This is a genomic window from Proteus sp. FME41 (assembly GCF_014897315.1).
Classification (GTDB): Bacteria; Pseudomonadota; Gammaproteobacteria; order Enterobacterales; family Enterobacteriaceae; genus Proteus.
In genome coordinates, this window is record NZ_JABUYL010000030.1 from 1 (window position 1) to 17,333 (window position 17,333).

General features: G+C 41.1%; 12 protein-coding genes. 10 read left to right on the forward strand and 2 right to left on the reverse strand.

Annotated features, from left to right (window positions below):
* Positions 1–334: 334 nt before the first annotated feature.
* The 10 genes from secE to INT04_RS17865 all read left to right on the forward strand — a co-directional run bounded on the left by secE (position 335) and on the right by INT04_RS17865 (position 15,246).
* A complete protein-coding gene (secE, locus tag INT04_RS17820) occupies positions 335–712 on the forward strand; it encodes a preprotein translocase subunit SecE (RefSeq protein WP_023583091.1) in 378 nt (125 codons plus the stop codon).
* A 7-nt stretch (positions 713–719) separates the two neighbouring features.
* Positions 720–1,265, forward strand: coding sequence for a transcription termination/antitermination protein NusG (gene nusG, locus INT04_RS17825; RefSeq protein ID WP_064718096.1), 546 nt, complete (start codon positions 720–722; stop codon positions 1,263–1,265).
* A gap of 146 nt (positions 1,266–1,411) precedes the next feature.
* Positions 1,412–1,840, forward strand: a complete 429-nt coding sequence (gene rplK / locus INT04_RS17830; protein WP_193017427.1) for a 50S ribosomal protein L11 — start codon at positions 1,412–1,414, stop codon at positions 1,838–1,840.
* A gap of 4 nt (positions 1,841–1,844) precedes the next feature.
* The gene (rplA, locus tag INT04_RS17835) at positions 1,845–2,546 is read left to right on the forward strand and encodes a 50S ribosomal protein L1 (RefSeq protein WP_193017428.1); all 702 of its coding nucleotides are present in this window, start codon (positions 1,845–1,847) and stop codon (positions 2,544–2,546) included.
* Between the two features lie 328 nt (positions 2,547–2,874).
* Positions 2,875–3,372: a 50S ribosomal protein L10 gene (gene rplJ, locus INT04_RS17840; RefSeq protein ID WP_193017429.1), complete on the forward strand. Its 498-nt coding sequence runs from the start codon at positions 2,875–2,877 to the stop codon at positions 3,370–3,372.
* Positions 3,373–3,441: 69 nt separating this feature from the next.
* Complete coding sequence (rplL, locus tag INT04_RS17845; RefSeq protein ID WP_193017430.1) at positions 3,442–3,807, forward strand: 50S ribosomal protein L7/L12; 366 nt, start codon at positions 3,442–3,444, stop codon at positions 3,805–3,807.
* Positions 3,808–4,157: 350 nt separating this feature from the next.
* Positions 4,158–8,186 (forward strand): DNA-directed RNA polymerase subunit beta, encoded by a 4,029-nt coding sequence (gene rpoB / locus INT04_RS17850; RefSeq protein ID WP_193017431.1) that lies wholly within the window; start codon positions 4,158–4,160, stop codon positions 8,184–8,186.
* A gap of 122 nt (positions 8,187–8,308) precedes the next feature.
* On the forward strand, positions 8,309–12,535 hold the full coding sequence (gene rpoC, locus INT04_RS17855; protein WP_193017432.1) for a DNA-directed RNA polymerase subunit beta': 4,227 nt from the start codon (positions 8,309–8,311) through the stop codon (positions 12,533–12,535).
* Positions 12,536–12,614: 79 nt separating this feature from the next.
* Positions 12,615–13,970: a polysaccharide deacetylase family protein gene (locus tag INT04_RS17860; RefSeq protein WP_193017433.1), complete on the forward strand. Its 1,356-nt coding sequence runs from the start codon at positions 12,615–12,617 to the stop codon at positions 13,968–13,970.
* 190 nt (positions 13,971–14,160) lie between these two features.
* Positions 14,161–15,246, forward strand: a complete 1,086-nt coding sequence (locus INT04_RS17865; RefSeq protein WP_193017434.1) for an Rpn family recombination-promoting nuclease/putative transposase — start codon at positions 14,161–14,163, stop codon at positions 15,244–15,246.
* 188 nt (positions 15,247–15,434) lie between these two features.
* Here the strand turns inward: INT04_RS17865 and thiH are convergent, their stop codons facing one another.
* Together thiH and INT04_RS17875 are read right to left on the reverse strand one after the other, a co-directional pair.
* Positions 15,435–16,553, reverse strand: coding sequence for a 2-iminoacetate synthase ThiH (gene thiH, locus INT04_RS17870; RefSeq protein ID WP_193017435.1), 1,119 nt, complete (start codon positions 16,551–16,553; stop codon positions 15,435–15,437).
* Positions 16,553–17,332, reverse strand: coding sequence for a thiazole synthase (locus INT04_RS17875; protein ID WP_193017436.1), 780 nt, complete (start codon positions 17,330–17,332; stop codon positions 16,553–16,555). The genes thiH and INT04_RS17875 overlap by 1 nt, the downstream gene beginning before the upstream one ends.
* Position 17,333: the final 1 nt, after the last annotated feature.

Below are 17,333 nucleotides of genomic sequence, written 5' to 3' on the forward strand. Positions count from 1 at the left end.
CGCTATCCGTGAAGGTGGCCGTACAGTAGGTGCGGGCGTTGTTGCTAAAGTATTAGGTTAATTACTCGCGTAATTCTCCTAGAGAAGGGCATCAATCGATGCCCTTTTTATGCGTTGTTTGAAAAAGAACCTATCTCATCACTAGTTTGAAGTAAATTATTGGTGAGATAGGCTCTGATACAACGAATCGAGTCCAGTATCTTGCAGATACGAATGTCATAACTTTATGACACTGTGTCAGATGCGATCATAGTTGATTTTATGGTTAGTCTGATTTGTTTTGCTCTTGCGAGGCAAGCTGGCTATTTATTTACATCATATGACAGGTTAATTTATGAGTGCGAATAGCGGAGCTCAAGATAGCAAACGCGGTGGTGATATCGCTAAGTGGATCATTACCGTTTTATTGCTGGCAGTAGCAGTGGGTGGCAACTATCTTTACCGTGAATTTAACCTAGCGTTACGAGCTTTAGCTGTTGTTGCTTTGTTCGTAGCAGCAGGTGGTATCGCGTTGTGGACAACACAAGGTAAAGCGACGTTAGCATTTGCGCGTGAAGCGCGTATTGAAATGCGTAAAGTAGTATGGCCAACACGTCAAGAAACATTGCAGACAACGTTGATTGTTGCTGCGGTGACGGCTATTGTGTCATTAGTTCTTTGGGGACTGGATGGCATTCTGGTTCGTTTTGTTTCATTTATTACTGGCCTGTGAGGTGTTCATGACTGATTCTCCGAAAAAACGCTGGTATGTCATTCAGGCATTTTCAGGCTTTGAAGGCCGTGTTGCACAGTCTCTGCGTGAACATATCAAATTAAACGAAATGGAAGACTCATTCGGCGAAGTTATGGTTCCAACTGAAGAAGTGGTTGAGATCCGTAGCGGGCAACGTCGTAAAAGTGAGCGTAAATTTTTCCCTGGCTATGTTCTTGTCCAAATGGTCATGAATGATGCAACTTGGCACTTAGTGCGTAATGTACCTCGTGTTATGGGATTTATTGGCGGAACCTCAGATCGTCCTGCACCAATTAGCGATAAAGAAGTTGATGCGATTATGAATCGCTTACAGCAAGTTGGTGATAAACCACGTCCTAAAACATTGTTTGAACCAGGTGAAATGGTTCGCGTTAGTGATGGTCCATTCGCTGACTTTAATGGTGTGGTTGAAGAAGTTGATTACGAAAAAAGCCGCTTGAAAGTTTCTGTTTCAATTTTTGGTCGTGCGACACCAGTTGAACTAGACTTCGGTCAGGTTGAAAAAGGTTAAACCTTTTTACGTTGCTTTCTTGCAAAAGGTGGAAAAGTTATCTACAATTTTCCACCTTTCGTTTTGAGTTGTTTTGTCATATGACAAAACAAAGTAAAATCGGGGAGCCCTAGCCGGGCGATATACCCAAATTGAGGAATTAATTAATGGCTAAGAAAGTCCAAGCCTATATCAAACTGCAAGTTTCTGCAGGTATGGCTAATCCAAGTCCACCAGTTGGTCCAGCTCTGGGTCAACAAGGTGTTAACATCATGGAATTCTGTAAAGCATTCAACGCTAAAACTGAAAGCGTAGAAAAAGGCTTACCAATTCCTGTTGTTATTACAGTTTACGCTGACCGTTCTTTCACTTTCGTTACCAAAACTCCTCCAGCAGCAGTTCTGCTGAAGAAAGCAGCGGGCGTGAAATCAGGTTCTGGCAAACCGAACAAAGAGAAAGTAGGTAAAATTACCACTGCTCAAGTTCGTGAAATCGCAGAAACTAAAGCTGCGGACCTGACTGGTGCTGACGTTGAAGCTATGATGCGTTCAATTGCTGGTACTGCTCGTTCCATGGGCCTGGTAGTGGAGGATTAATCTGATGGCTAAACTAACCAAGCGCATGCGCAATATCCGTGAAAAAGTAGAAGTCACTAAACAGTACGAAATCGCTGAAGCGGTTGCTTTACTGAAAGAACTGGCTACTGCTAAATTCGTTGAAAGTGTTGACGTTGCTGTTAACCTTGGCATCGATGCTCGTAAATCAGACCAAAACGTTCGTGGTGCAACTGTACTTCCGAATGGTACTGGCCGTTCAGTTCGCGTTGCTGTATTCGCACAAGGTGCAAATGCAGAAGCTGCTAAAGAAGCAGGCGCTGAATTAATCGGTATGGATGACTTAGCAGCTAAAATTAAAGCTGGCGAAATGGACTTTGACGTTGTTATCGCATCTCCAGATGCAATGCGCGTTGTTGGCCAATTAGGTCAAATCCTTGGTCCACGTGGCTTAATGCCAAACCCGAAAGTGGGTACTGTAACTCCTAACGTTGCTGAAGCAGTTAAAAATGCTAAAGCTGGTCAGGTTCGTTACCGTAACGACAAAAATGGTATTATCCATACCACTATCGGTAAAGTTGATTTCAGCGAAGCTCAGTTGAAAGAAAACTTAGAAGCTCTGCTGGTTGCGCTGAAAAAAGCAAAACCATCTGCAGCGAAAGGCGTTTATATCAAGAAAGTAAGCCTGTCTACCACTATGGGTGCTGGTGTTGCTATTGATCAAGCTAGCTTGAGCGCGACAGTTTAATCTTCGATTAGACTAAAGTCATAAAAGACTTTACCTTGGCGTCAAATTTGTATAGAATTTGACGCCTTGAGTTTAGCTATGTTGTATTTTTTATAAGTCAACATAACTAAATTCTCTGAATTTTCGGTTGGAGTCTGGCCTATCCAGACCCCGTCCAAGACCGCAGGTGTAAGTAATTACTTAATTTTCCTGCGTAGACGGTGAGAGAGCCAAAAAGAATAAATTATTCTGGATTCTGCTCACCGTGTTTTAGCGCTTATTTCCATTGTGGCAATAAGTGATGTGAGTCCCGAGTTTTTTACTCGGTTAATCCAGGAGCAAGAAGCTAATGGCACTAAATCTTCAAGACAAACAAGCGATTGTTGCTGAAGTCAGCGAAGTTGCCAAAGGTGCGCTTTCTGCAGTTGTTGCGGATTCCCGTGGCGTAACTGTAGCAAAAATGACCGAACTGCGTAAAGCATGTCGTGAAGCTGGCGTTACTGTACGTGTAGTACGTAACACTCTGCTGCGTCGTGCTGTTGAAGGTTCTTCTTATGAAGTACTGAAAGATGCATTTGTTGGTCCAACCTTGATTGCTTTTTCTTTCGAACATCCGGGCGCTGCAGCTCGTCTGTTCAAAGATTTCGCTAAAGCGAACCCAGCATTCGAGATTAAAGCGGCTGCCTTTGAAGGTGAGTTTATCCCAGGATCAAACATTGATCGTCTGGCTACACTCCCAACTTACGATGAAGCAATCGCACGCCTGATGGCAACCATGAAAGAAGCCGCTGCCGGCAAACTGGTTCGCACTCTGGCTGCACTGCGCGATCAGAAAGAAGCTGCTTAATTGCATAGCTAATTTCCTTCGTTGCTTTATTTTACGTATAAACTTTTCTGAATTTTAGGAACACTTGTTATGTCTATCTCTAAAGACGATATCTTAAATGCAGTTGCTGAAATGTCTGTAATGGACGTTGTTGAACTGATCACTATGATGGAAGAAAAATTCGGTGTATCTGCTGCTGCAGCTGTTGCTGTTGCTGCGGGTCCAGCAGAAGCTGCTGAAGAAAAAACTGAATTTGATGTTATCCTGAAAGCTATCGGCGGTAACAAAGTAGCAGTAATCAAAGCAGTACGTGGCGCTACCGGTCTTGGCCTGAAAGAAGCTAAAGACTTAGTAGAATCTGCTCCAGCAGCTCTGAAAGAAGGCATCAGCAAAGACGACGCTGAAACTCTGAAGAAAGCTCTGGAAGAAGCAGGCGCTGAGGTTGAAGTTAAATAATTTAACTTCCCAGAGTGCAGCCTAACGGCTGATGGCTGGTGATTTTTTGGTCACCAGCCTTTTTGCGCTGTAAGGTAAGAGTAGCTTTTTCACACTTTTTGGCTTCCTCTTTACCTCAATATCTTTTGCTATTGACGACTTAATATACTGTATTAGTAGCTACGATCCACGTTTTCCAAAAGCTCGGTAGTTAACTCAATGCAATGAAATGGTTTAAGAGTAATAGCAATGAATATTATGGAAAATATTATTTTCCTACCTACAAAAAATAGTGTTAGCAGAATGTCGTGTCGCCCTTAATATCTAAGGGTAGGCAGAGTGGGTCACTTTTCAGCGAGCTGAGGAACCCTATGGTTTACTCCTATACCGAGAAAAAACGTATTCGTAAGGATTTTGGTAAACGTCCACAAGTTCTGGATGTTCCCTATCTCCTTTCTATCCAACTTGACTCGTTCCAGAAGTTTATCGAGCAAGATCCTGATGGTCAAAACGGTCTGGAAGCGGCTTTCCGTTCCGTATTTCCAATCCAAAGCTACAGTGGTAATGCTGAGTTACAATATGTCAGTTACCGCTTAGGCGAGCCTGTTTTTGATGTCAAAGAATGTCAGATCCGCGGTGTAACTTATTCTGCACCATTGCGTGTAAAACTGCGTCTGGTCATTTATGAACGTGAAGCCCCTGAAGGCACCGTTAAAGATATCAAAGAACAAGAAGTCTATATGGGCGAAATCCCATTAATGACCGATAATGGTACTTTTGTTATCAATGGTACTGAGCGTGTTATCGTTTCCCAGTTACACCGTAGCCCTGGTGTGTTCTTTGATAGTGACAAAGGTAAAACACACTCTTCAGGTAAGGTACTGTATAACGCACGTATTATCCCTTATCGTGGCTCATGGTTAGACTTCGAATTCGACCCTAAAGATAACCTATTTGTCCGTATTGACCGTCGCCGTAAATTACCTGCGACTATCATTTTACGCGCAATGAACTACAGCACCGAAGACATCTTAAACCTGTTCTTCGACAAAACGACGTTTGAAATCAGCAATAATAAACTGATGATGACGTTAGTGCCTGAGCGTTTGCGTGGTGAAACGGCTTCATTTGATATTGAAGCAAACGGCAAAGTGTATGTCGAAAAAGGTCGTCGTATTACTGCTCGCCATATTCGTCAATTAGAAAAAGAAGAAATTAACCGCATTGAAGTTCCTGTTGAATATATTGCAGGTAAAGTGGTTGCTCGTGACTATATTGATGAAGCAACGGGTGAACTGATTTGTGCTGCTAACATGGAAATCTCTTTAGATGTGTTAGCTCGCTTAAGTCAAGCAGGCCATAAAACGATTGAAACGCTGTTTACCAATGACTTAGATCATGGTGCTTATATTTCGGAAACTGTTCGCGTCGATCCTACAAACGATCGTTTAAGCGCGTTAGTTGAAATTTATCGCATGATGCGTCCTGGTGAGCCACCAACACGTGAAGCAGCAGAGAATTTATTTGAGAATTTATTCTTCTCTGAAGATCGTTATGATCTGTCTGCTGTTGGTCGCATGAAATTCAACCGTTCTTTAAGCCGTGAAGAAGTTGAAGGTTCTGGCATCCTGAGCCAAGAAGATATCATTGAAGTAATGAAAAAACTGATTGATATCCGTAATGGTAAAGGTGAAGTGGATGATATCGACCACTTAGGTAACCGTCGTATTCGTTCTGTTGGCGAAATGGCTGAAAACCAATTCCGTGTTGGTCTCGTTCGTGTTGAGCGTGCTGTTAAAGAACGTCTATCTTTAGGCGATCTTGACGCTTTAATGCCACAAGATATGATCAACGCAAAACCGATTTCTGCTGCTGTCAAAGAATTCTTTGGCTCTAGCCAGTTATCACAGTTTATGGATCAGAATAACCCACTATCAGAAATTACGCATAAACGCCGTATTTCTGCATTAGGCCCGGGTGGTCTGACTCGTGAACGTGCAGGCTTTGAAGTTCGAGACGTACACCCAACTCACTACGGTCGTGTGTGCCCAATCGAAACGCCTGAAGGTCCAAACATCGGTCTTATCAACTCATTATCTGTTTATGCACAGACTAATGAGTACGGATTCCTTGAAACGCCTTACCGTGTTGTTGAAAACAACGCTGTAACAGATGAAATTCATTATCTGTCAGCAATTGAAGAAGGCAACTTCATCATTGCTCAGGCTAACTCCGTATTAGACGATGATAACCACTTCGTTGAAGAATTAGTAACTTGTCGTCATAGAGGCGAATCAAGCTTATTTAGTCGTGACCAAGTTCAGTACATGGACGTTTCAACTCAACAGGTTGTTTCTGTCGGTGCTTCACTGATCCCATTCCTTGAACACGATGATGCCAACCGTGCATTGATGGGTGCGAACATGCAACGTCAGGCTGTTCCTACACTTCGTGGTGATAAACCACTGGTAGGTACAGGTATGGAACGTGCTGTAGCGGTTGACTCCGGTGTTACTGCAGTTGCTAAACGTGGTGGTACTGTTCAGTATGTTGATGCTTCTCGTATCGTTATTAAAGTTAACGAAGAAGAGACTTACGCTGGCGAAGCGGGCATTGATATCTACAGCTTGACTAAATACACTCGTTCTAACCAAAACACATGTATTAACCAAACACCTTGCGTTTCTTTAGGTGAACCTATTGAACGTGGCGATGTATTAGCCGATGGTCCTTCAACAGACCTTGGTGAACTTGCATTAGGCCAAAACATGCGCGTGGCATTTATGCCATGGAATGGTTATAACTACGAGGACTCCATCCTTGTATCCGAACGTGTTGTTCAAGAAGATCGCTTCACAACTATCCATATTCAAGAACTGGCTTGTGTGTCTCGTGATACTAAGTTAGGGCCTGAAGAGATCACGGCAGATATCCCGAACGTCGGCGAAGCTGCATTATCTAAACTGGATGAATCAGGTATCGTTTATATCGGTGCTGAAGTGAAAGGTGGTGACATTCTGGTTGGTAAAGTAACACCTAAAGGTGAAACTCAACTGACTCCAGAAGAGAAACTACTGCGTGCTATCTTCGGTGAAAAAGCCTCTGATGTTAAAGATTCTTCTCTACGTGTTCCTAACGGTGTGTCTGGTACAGTTATCGATGTACAAGTCTTCACTCGTGATGGTGTAGAAAAAGATAAACGTGCATTAGAAATTGAAGAATCACAGTTGCGTGAAGTCAAAAAAGACTTAACAGAAGAACTGCGTATCTTTGAAGCCGGTTTATTCGCGCGTATCCGTGGTGTTCTGATTGCTGGCGGTATTGAAGCTGAGAAATTAGACAAACTGCCTCGTGAACGTTGGTTAGAACTGGGTATTGCTGATGAAGAAAAGCAAAACCAGTTAGAACAGTTAGCAGAACAGTATGATGAACTGAAAGCTGAGTTCGCGAAGAAACTAGAAGCCAAACGTCGTAAAATCACTCAAGGTGATGATTTAGCACCAGGTGTGCTGAAAATCGTCAAGGTTTACCTGGCCGTTAAACGTCAGATTCAACCAGGTGATAAGATGGCGGGTCGTCATGGTAACAAGGGTGTTATCTCTAAGATTAACCCAATTGAAGACATGCCATACGATGAAAACGGTAACCCTGTTGACCTCGTACTGAACCCACTAGGTGTACCATCACGTATGAACATCGGTCAGATCCTTGAAACTCACTTGGGTATGGCTGCTAAAGGTATCGGCGATAAGATCAACGCGATGCTAAAACAGCAACAAGAAGTTGCTAAATTACGTGAATTTATCCAGAAAGCTTACGATCTGGGTATGGCACCTCGTCAGAAAGTCGATCTGGACACCTTCAGTGATGAAGAAGTGTTACGTCTGGCTGAGAACCTGAAAAAAGGGATGCCAACCGCAACACCAGTGTTCGATGGTGCAGAAGAAATGGAAATTAAAGAGATGCTGAAATTAGCAGATCTTCCAACTTCTGGTCAGATTACACTTTTCGATGGTCGTACAGGTGAACAATTTGAGCGTCCAGTAACTGTTGGTTACATGTACATGCTGAAACTGAACCACTTAGTTGATGATAAGATGCACGCCCGTTCTACCGGTTCGTACAGCTTGGTTACTCAGCAACCTCTTGGTGGTAAAGCACAGTTTGGTGGACAGCGTTTCGGGGAGATGGAAGTGTGGGCACTGGAAGCATACGGTGCAGCTTATACTCTTCAAGAAATGCTTACTGTTAAGTCAGATGACGTTAACGGTCGTACCAAAATGTACAAAAACATCGTTGATGGTAATCATCAGATGGAACCAGGTATGCCGGAATCCTTCAACGTATTGTTGAAAGAGATCCGTTCACTCGGTATCAATATCGAATTGGAAGACGAATAACGGATTCCATAAAAACAGACTGCTAGAAATAGCAGTCTGTTAAACAGTGATTACACTGGTTTAAAGGGGTGAATGACAGGGGTCATTTGCCTGGCGGGTCTAACTCCGACAGGAGCCATTTCGTGAAAGACTTATTAAAGTTTCTGAAAGCGCAAACCAAGACCGAAGAGTTTGATGCGATCAAAATTGCTCTGGCATCACCTGACATGATCCGTTCATGGTCATTTGGTGAAGTTAAAAAGCCAGAAACAATTAACTACCGTACGTTCAAACCAGAACGTGACGGTCTTTTCTGCGCCCGTATTTTCGGACCAGTAAAAGATTACGAATGTTTGTGTGGTAAATACAAACGTTTAAAACACCGTGGTGTTATCTGTGAGAAGTGTGGCGTTGAAGTTACACAAACTAAAGTTCGTCGTGAACGTATGGGTCACATCGAATTAGCTTCTCCAGTTGCGCATATTTGGTTTTTGAAATCACTGCCGTCCCGTATTGGTTTACTGCTGGATATGCCACTGCGTGATATTGAACGTGTGCTGTATTTTGAATCTTACGTTGTTGTTGAAGGCGGGATGACTAGCCTTGAACGCAGTCAAATCTTAACAGAAGAGCAATATCTTGACGCATTAGAAGAGTTCGGTGACGAATTTGATGCGAAGATGGGTGCAGAAGCTGTTCAGAACTTGTTACAGAGCATGGATCTGGAACAAGAGTGTGAAACGCTGCGTGAAGAGTTAAACGAAACTAACTCTGAAACTAAACGTAAGAAACTGACTAAACGTATCAAGTTACTTGAAGCGTTCATTCAATCAGGCAATAAACCTGAATGGATGATCTTAACTGTACTGCCTGTGTTACCACCAGACTTACGTCCACTGGTTCCACTCGATGGCGGTCGTTTTGCGACATCTGACCTGAACGATTTATATCGTCGCGTGATCAACCGTAACAACCGCTTAAAACGCCTGCTTGATTTAGCAGCACCAGACATTATCGTACGTAACGAAAAACGTATGTTACAAGAGTCTGTTGATGCATTATTAGATAACGGTCGTCGTGGTCGTGCAATTACAGGGTCTAACAAACGTCCTCTGAAATCTTTGGCTGATATGATCAAAGGTAAACAAGGTCGTTTCCGTCAAAACCTGTTAGGTAAACGTGTTGACTATTCTGGTCGTTCTGTAATTACCGTTGGTCCATATTTGCGTCTGCATCAGTGTGGGCTGCCGAAAAAAATGGCACTTGAATTATTCAAACCATTTATTTACGGAAAACTGGAAACCCGTGGTTTAGCGACAACGATTAAAGCCGCTAAAAAAATGGTTGAGCGTGAAGAAGCGGTTGTTTGGGATATCTTAGATGAAGTTATCCGCGAACACCCAGTGATGCTAAACCGTGCACCAACACTTCACCGTTTAGGTATTCAGGCATTTGAACCAATCCTTATCGAAGGTAAAGCTATTCAGTTACACCCACTCGTTTGTGCGGCATATAACGCCGACTTCGATGGTGACCAAATGGCGGTTCACGTACCATTGACATTAGAAGCACAGTTAGAAGCTCGTGCGCTGATGATGTCAACCAATAACATTCTGTCTCCAGCCAGTGGTGACCCAATTATCGTTCCTTCACAGGACGTTGTATTAGGTCTTTACTACATGACTCGTGATTGCATCAATGCCAAAGGTGAAGGCATGGTGTTAAGTGGTCCTAAAGAAGCTGAACGCGTTTATCGCGCCGGTTTAGCCTCTTTACACGCACGTGTTAAAGTTCGTATCACTGAAGAGATCAGAGATGGCGAAGGTAATGTCACTACAAACACCAGCTTAAGAGATACGACCGTTGGTCGTGCTATTTTGTGGATGATCGTACCACAAGGCCTACCTTACGAATTGGTTAACCAACCATTAGGTAAAAAAGCAATTTCCAAAATGCTGAATACCTGTTATCGCGTAATGGGCTTAAAACCAACGGTTATTTTTGCTGACCAAATCATGTATACCGGTTTTGCTTATGCTGCACGTTCTGGTGCATCAGTTGGTATCGATGACATGGTTATCCCTGCGAAAAAAGCAGAGATTATTGCAGAAGCCGAAGCTGAAGTGGCAGAAATTCAGGAACAGTTCCAATCCGGTCTGGTAACAGCGGGTGAACGTTATAACAAAGTCATCGATATTTGGGCTGCAGCGAATGAGCGTGTAGCAAAAGCGATGATGGAAAATCTGTCTACTGAAACGGTTATTAACCGTGACGGTGTTGAAGAACAACAAGTTTCGTTTAACAGCATCTTTATGATGGCTGACTCTGGTGCTCGTGGTTCTGCTGCTCAGATTCGTCAGTTGGCGGGTATGCGTGGTCTGATGGCTAAGCCAGATGGCTCAATCATCGAAACACCAATTACCGCAAACTTCCGTGAAGGTCTGAACGTACTCCAGTACTTCATCTCTACTCACGGTGCTCGTAAAGGTCTTGCGGATACCGCACTGAAAACAGCAAACTCCGGTTACTTGACTCGTCGTTTAGTCGATGTTGCACAAGACTTAGTCGTTACAGAAGACGACTGTGGTACAACCGAAGGTGTTATGATGACTCCGGTTATCGAAGGTGGTGATGTTAAAGAACCACTGCGTGAACGTGTATTAGGTCGTGTGGCAGCAGAAGATATTCTGAAACCAGGCACTGCTGATATCCTTGTTCCACGTAACACCCTGTTAAATGAAAAACTGTGTGATCTGTTAGAAGAGAACTCCGTTGATAGCGTGAAAGTACGCTCAGTAGTAACCTGTAATACAGACTTCGGTGTGTGTGCAAATTGTTATGGTCGTGACCTTGCTCGTGGTCATATCATCAACAAAGGTGAAGCTATCGGTGTTATCGCGGCACAGTCAATCGGTGAACCTGGTACACAGTTAACGATGCGTACGTTCCACATCGGTGGTGCGGCATCTCGTGCGGCAGCAGAATCTAGCATTCAAGTACGTAACAAAGGTACTATTAAGCTGTTTAATGCGAAATTCATTGCTAACACCGCAGGTAAATTAGTTATTACCTCTCGTAACACAGAATTGCGTCTGATTGATGAATTCGGTCGTACGAAAGAAAGCTATAAAGTACCTTATGGTGCTCAGCTATCTAAAGGTGATGGCGAAGCGGTTAATGGTGGCGAGACAGTTGCAAACTGGGATCCGCATACCATGCCTGTTGTGAGTGAAGTATCGGGTACTATTCGTTTTGCTGATATGGTTGATGGTCAAACTATCATCCGTCAGACTGATGAATTAACGGGTCTTTCTTCACTGGTCGTTCTGGATTCAGCAGAACGTACAGGTAGCGGTAAAGATTTACGTCCAGCTCTGCGCATTACTGATGCTCAAGGTAAAGATGTATTAATTCCAAATACTGACATGCCAGCACAGTACTTCCTGCCAGGTAAAGCGATCGTTCAGTTAGACGATGGTGTGACGATTAATGCAGGTGATACTTTAGCGCGTATTCCACAAGAATCTGGCGGTACTAAAGATATTACTGGTGGTCTGCCACGTGTTGCTGACCTGTTTGAAGCTCGTCGTCCTAAAGAGCCTGCAATTCTTGCTGAAATTAGCGGTATTGTCTCGTTTGGTAAAGAAACCAAAGGTAAACGTCGTCTGGTTATCTCTCCATTAGACGGCAGTGATGCATACGAAGAGATGATCCCTAAATGGCGTCAGCTTAACGTATTCGAAGGTGAAGTTGTGGAGCGCGGTGATGTTATCTCCGATGGTCCAGAATCACCACACGACATTCTGCGCTTACGTGGTGTTCATGCGGTAACTCGCTATATCACTAACGAAGTACAGGAAGTTTACCGCCTGCAAGGGGTTAAGATTAACGATAAACACATCGAAGTTATCGTGCGTCAAATGCTCCGTAAAGTCACCATTGCGAACGCAGGAAGCTCTGAGTTCCTCGAAGGTGAACAAGTTGAATACGCTCGTGTTAAAGTATCGAACCGTGTTCTAGAAGATGATGGTAAAGTACCAGCAACTTATGCTCGTGACCTATTAGGTATCACGAAAGCATCTCTGGCAACTGAATCCTTCATCTCAGCAGCATCATTCCAGGAAACAACACGTGTCCTGACTGAAGCCGCTGTAGCAGGTAAACGTGACGAATTACGTGGCTTGAAAGAAAACGTTATTGTTGGTCGCTTAATCCCAGCAGGTACAGGGTATGCGTATCACCAAGACCGTATGAAACGTCGTCAAAAACAATTGCCGACAGATGAAACTGAAACAACAATCAGCGCTGATGAAGCTTCTGCTAACTTAGCAGAACTCCTGAATGCAGGTTTCGGTGGATTAAAAAACTAAAATCTAATTTAAATTAGGTTGAAATGCCCTCCATAGTGAGGGCATTTTTTGTTTCTGTTCTACATAAGTAGGCGAAATAATGAGAGTAATAACTAACGGATTGCTTATTCTATTTTGTATTTTTACTGGTTTTGCTTTTGCAACTCCGTCTGAAAGAGAAATTCCAACAGAAGCACAGTGGGATTTAGAAACATCTATTACGACATTGATACAACTTCGGCAACAAAAAACGTTATATGCGTTTGTTGGTGATAAATTACGCCCTGTTGCAGAGCTATACCCAAACCAAAATTTTTATGTTTCAGAGGCGGTAAACGATTACCATAAAATACAATTTGGAAATGCCCAAGGTTATCTTGAAGTCGGATGTCTGGAAGATGGTTACTTTGAAGATATCGTCTCTATTCAACCGGATAAAAAAATACGGTTTTTATCAAATAGCTCAAAAAAGACAGACTATCCTATTTACGAATATTTAATCACAACAAAAAATACACCAGTCTATCGTGCTGAAAATACCTCGAGTTCACAAATTGCAGTGCTCTTATCTAACTTACGTTACCCCGTGTTATCACGTACAGTAAAAGAGGATACTAATGGGAATAAAATAGGTTGGTTTACTATTTCTCTAGGTGACAGATTAGGTTATATCTCATCAATAGACGTGAAGCCTGATTTAGGTATTCCTGTTCTTACCTATCATCATATTCTCAAAGCAACAGAAAATCGTGATTTCCGCCATACATCAACAACAACATCATTGACAGCACTTACAGAGCAAATGAATTATTTAAAAGAGGCGGGATATGAAACACTTTCACTAAATCAAGTTGCAGGCTATTTAAATAAAAGTGTCAATTTGCCGGGTCGAGCTGTTGCATTAACATTTGATGATGGTTTGCAGTCTGTCTATCGCTATGCTTATCCTCTTTTAAAAGAAAATGGCCAACGAGCAACACTATTTGTTATCTCTTCACGAATAAAATCTAAAATATCTAAGTGGGCACCTAATTCATTGCAATTTATGAGCTGGCAGTCGCTTAAATCGAGTCGAGATGTTTTTGATATTCAATCACACTCCCATTTTTTACATCGTTTAGATAATAATAAAAAGCCTATTATCTTTAGTCGTCCATCCCACACGATTATATTGGATTTGCAACGTTCACAACGTGTATTGCGATTATTAAATCCACATCAATATGCTTTTGCATATCCTTTTGGTGGCTATAATCAAAGAGCAATTAATGCAGCCAAAGCATCGGGTATGATATTGGCTGTGACGACACAGCAGGGGAAAGTTCGTTTAGGTGACTCTCCTTATGCTTTAAAACGGTTATATGCATTAAGCACAGACTCTATAGAAAAATTTGCCAGAATGGTCGGTAATGATGAATATGAAGTCGTAAATAAAAATATCGTTGTTGATAAATAATTAAAAATAAAATTTATAATCTTAAAAAATACCTTTGATATTTATTGAAGGTATTTTTTATTTCTCTATTACTGATTCAGTTAAGATCAATAAATAACTTATGTTTTTCAGATAATTATGATAATTTTTTAGTGATAAAAATTCATTTTTTTCTGTAAGCTAGCAATCCAAATTCAGCATGGAGCTAGTTATGAAAAAAACGATATCCATATCTTCTTATGATTCTGCATTTAAACGTTTTATGATGAATGTCAGTAATGCGAAAGACTTTTTCTTCGTCCATTTACCTGAGGACTTAAAAAGTCATTGTGATTTTTCAACATTGCAATTACAAAACTCTTCTTTCATCGATATTAATTTACGTTCTCGTATGTCTGATATTTTGTATTTAGTGAAAACCAAAGAGGGTGATATTTCTATTTATTTACTGATAGAGCATCAATCTAAGCCAGATAAAATGATAGCTTGGCGTATGATGAATTATGCGTTTTACACTATGAATCAACATTTACAGCAAGGTTATAAATCTTTACCTCTCGTTGTTCCCATTCTGTTTTATCATGGAAAGAAAAAGCCTTATCCTTTTCCGGTTAATTGGATGTCATGCTTTCCGCTTACTTCACTTGCTAATAAACTTTATTCTAATAGTTTCTCTTTAATTGATTTGACTTCAATTGATGATGATATTTTACTGACACATAAAAAAGCGGCGGTAATGGAAATTGCAATGAAGCACGTTAATAGTTGTCATGACATTAATGAAATTGCAATACTTCTATCAAAAGCAATAAATCAGAAAAACTGCAGAGATGAAGACACGGTTGCTGTTGTAGAATATTTATTCTCAATTATGGATGCATCAGACTTTGAGTTCATTTTAAATAAGATAGTTGAACAAGTAGATAACCACAAAGAGGTGATTATGAATATAGCGTGGAGATTAGAAAATAAAGGGTTTAATTTAGGTGTAAGCGAAGGATTTGAAATAGGAAAAAATGAGGGGATCGAACTGGGCAAAAACGTAGGTATTGAATTAGGTAAGAATGTAGGTATTGAAATAGGTAAGAATGTAGGTATTGAAATAGGTAAGAATGTAGGTATTGAAATAGGCCGGGCTAAAGGCATTGAGTTGGGCAAAACAGAAGGCATTGAAATTGGTAAGAAAATAGTACAAATGGAATTAGCTCAAAACTTATTAAAAGAGAATTTTGATCTTTTATTTATCGAAAAAATATCAGGTTTAAGTATTCAAGAACTTGAAGAATTAACAGTATAAGAATTAAATTACCTATTTCATATAATATCAAATTAAAAGTATTATAATATATTGTTTGTACTATTTTATTTTTCTTCAATTATTTTAAACTTATTACATGTTACTTTTATTAAACTATTTAATAAAAGCCGCCTTTATTATTTTTAAATAAATAAATTAAAGGCGGCTTTATATTATTTAAATTTTAATTAACGACCCAAGTAATTATCCCAATCCTTCCATACTGGTTGTAATCCTCGCTCTTTTAATGCGTTGATAACATCATTGACATGGCGATTATCATTAGGTGAAAATTGTTCTAACTCTTCATGGTTATTCGAATATCCTCCAGGTTGAGTTTTAGAACCTGCACTAATATTATTAATTGCTAAAGGTACTGTATTATCACGAAAATAGGGAGATTCCCGTGTTGAAAGGGATAGCTCAACATCAGGTGCCAAAATACGAAAAGCACAGATTAGTTGAACTAATTCGGCTTCATTCATTACCGATGCAGGACTAAGTCCACCTGCACAAGGGCGTAAACGGGGAAAAGAGATAGAGTAACGGCTTTTCCAATAGCGTTTTTGTAAAAACACGAGATGTTCAGCCACCATATAGCAATCGCTACGCCATTGGTTTGAAAGCCCAATCAATGCCCCTAAACCAATTTTATCGATTCCAGCTTGGCCTAATCTGTCTGGTGTTTGTAATCGCCAATGGAAATCTTGTTTTTTACCTTTTAGATGATGAAGTTGATAAGTGGGTTCATGATAGGTTTCTTGATAAACCATTACGCCATCAATACCCAGTGTTTTTAATTCCGCATACTCTTCTGTTGCAAGAGGTTGAACTTCCATCATTAATGAACTGAAATTCTCTCGAATAAGAGGGATGTATTGGCGAAAATAATTCATACCCACTTTTCTTTGGTGTTCTCCAGTGACTAATAGCAGGCTATCAAAGCCTAATTGTCTGATACTATTACATTCAGCAATGATCTCACTTTCATTTAATGTTTTACGCTTAATGGCATTACTCATTGAAAAACCACAATAAGTACAGTCATTCGCACATAAGTTAGAAAGATAAAGTGGAACATATAATCCCACAATATTACCAAAGCGTTGTCGAGTGAGTTGCTGAGCGCGCTGAGCCATAGGCTCTAAGTAATGCCGACCTGCAGGCGAAATCAGCGCCATAAAATCATCAAGTGTAAGGGTATGGTGATTTAATGCGGCTTCAACATCCTCATTGGTTTTACTATTGAGTTTTAATGTAATGTCATCCCAGTCGAGTTGTTGCCAATAATCAGAAAAAGTGTCCATTAGAACGCCCCTAAGTATTGGGTTAATGGACTAGAGGCTTGCGCTTGCATATTCACAACTGAAGCAGGTGTAGCAAGCCCTGATTGTCGAGCAAGTTCGCCTGCATCAAGCGCTGCTTTAAATGCTTGTGCCATTAAAACAGGATTTTTGGCAACCGCAATTGCGGTATTAACTAAGACTGCATCAGCACCCAATTCTAATGCCTCAAGTGCATGGCTCGGTGCACCAATACCTGCATCAACAACAACAGGAATTGAGGCTTGTTCAATAATAATCCGTAGAAAATCACGAGTCTGTAAGCCTTGATTTGAACCAATAGGAGAACCTAAAGGCATCACAGCGGCACAACCAATTTCTTCTAAACGACGACATAAAACGGGATCAGCGCTGCAATAAGGTAAAACCACAAAACCTTCTTTCACAAGGATTTCAGCGGCTCTAAGTGTTTCAATAGGGTCGGGTAATAAATATTTGGTATCAGGATGAATTTCTAATTTTACCCAATGAGTACCAAAAGCTTCTTTCGCTAAACGAGCCGCAAAAACAGCTTCTTGTGCCGTTTTCGCACCCGATGTATTAGGCAATAATTTTACTCCTAATGATTTAAGTGGTGCGATTAAATCATCATTACCCTTCTTTAAATCCACACGCTTCATTGCCATCGTAACTAATTGGCTACCCGAAGCTTTAATGGCTTCTGTCATTAACGTTGGAGTCGCAAATTTTCCTGTGCCTGTAAAAAGTCTCGATGTGAATGTTGTATCAGCAATTTTTAACATA

Excerpts from the sequence above, each read along its gene's own strand:
- rplK (WP_193017427.1), top strand. The coding sequence starts at position 1,412 with ATGGCTAAGAAAGTCCAAGCCTATATCAAACTGCAAGTTTCTGCAGGT.
- secE (WP_023583091.1), top strand. The coding sequence starts at position 335 with ATGAGTGCGAATAGCGGAGCTCAAGATAGCAAACGCGGTGGTGATATC.
- rplA (WP_193017428.1), top strand. The coding sequence starts at position 1,845 with ATGGCTAAACTAACCAAGCGCATGCGCAATATCCGTGAAAAAGTAGAA.
- nusG (WP_064718096.1), top strand. The coding sequence starts at position 720 with ATGACTGATTCTCCGAAAAAACGCTGGTATGTCATTCAGGCATTTTCA.
- INT04_RS17865 (WP_193017434.1), top strand. The coding sequence starts at position 14,161 with ATGAAAAAAACGATATCCATATCTTCTTATGATTCTGCATTTAAACGT.
- INT04_RS17875 (WP_193017436.1), bottom strand. The coding sequence starts at position 17,332 with ATGTTAAAAATTGCTGATACAACATTCACATCGAGACTTTTTACAGGC.
- INT04_RS17860 (WP_193017433.1), top strand. The coding sequence starts at position 12,615 with ATGAGAGTAATAACTAACGGATTGCTTATTCTATTTTGTATTTTTACT.
- rpoB (WP_193017431.1), top strand. The coding sequence starts at position 4,158 with ATGGTTTACTCCTATACCGAGAAAAAACGTATTCGTAAGGATTTTGGT.
- rplL (WP_193017430.1), top strand. The coding sequence starts at position 3,442 with ATGTCTATCTCTAAAGACGATATCTTAAATGCAGTTGCTGAAATGTCT.
- thiH (WP_193017435.1), bottom strand. The coding sequence starts at position 16,553 with ATGGACACTTTTTCTGATTATTGGCAACAACTCGACTGGGATGACATT.
- rplJ (WP_193017429.1), top strand. The coding sequence starts at position 2,875 with ATGGCACTAAATCTTCAAGACAAACAAGCGATTGTTGCTGAAGTCAGC.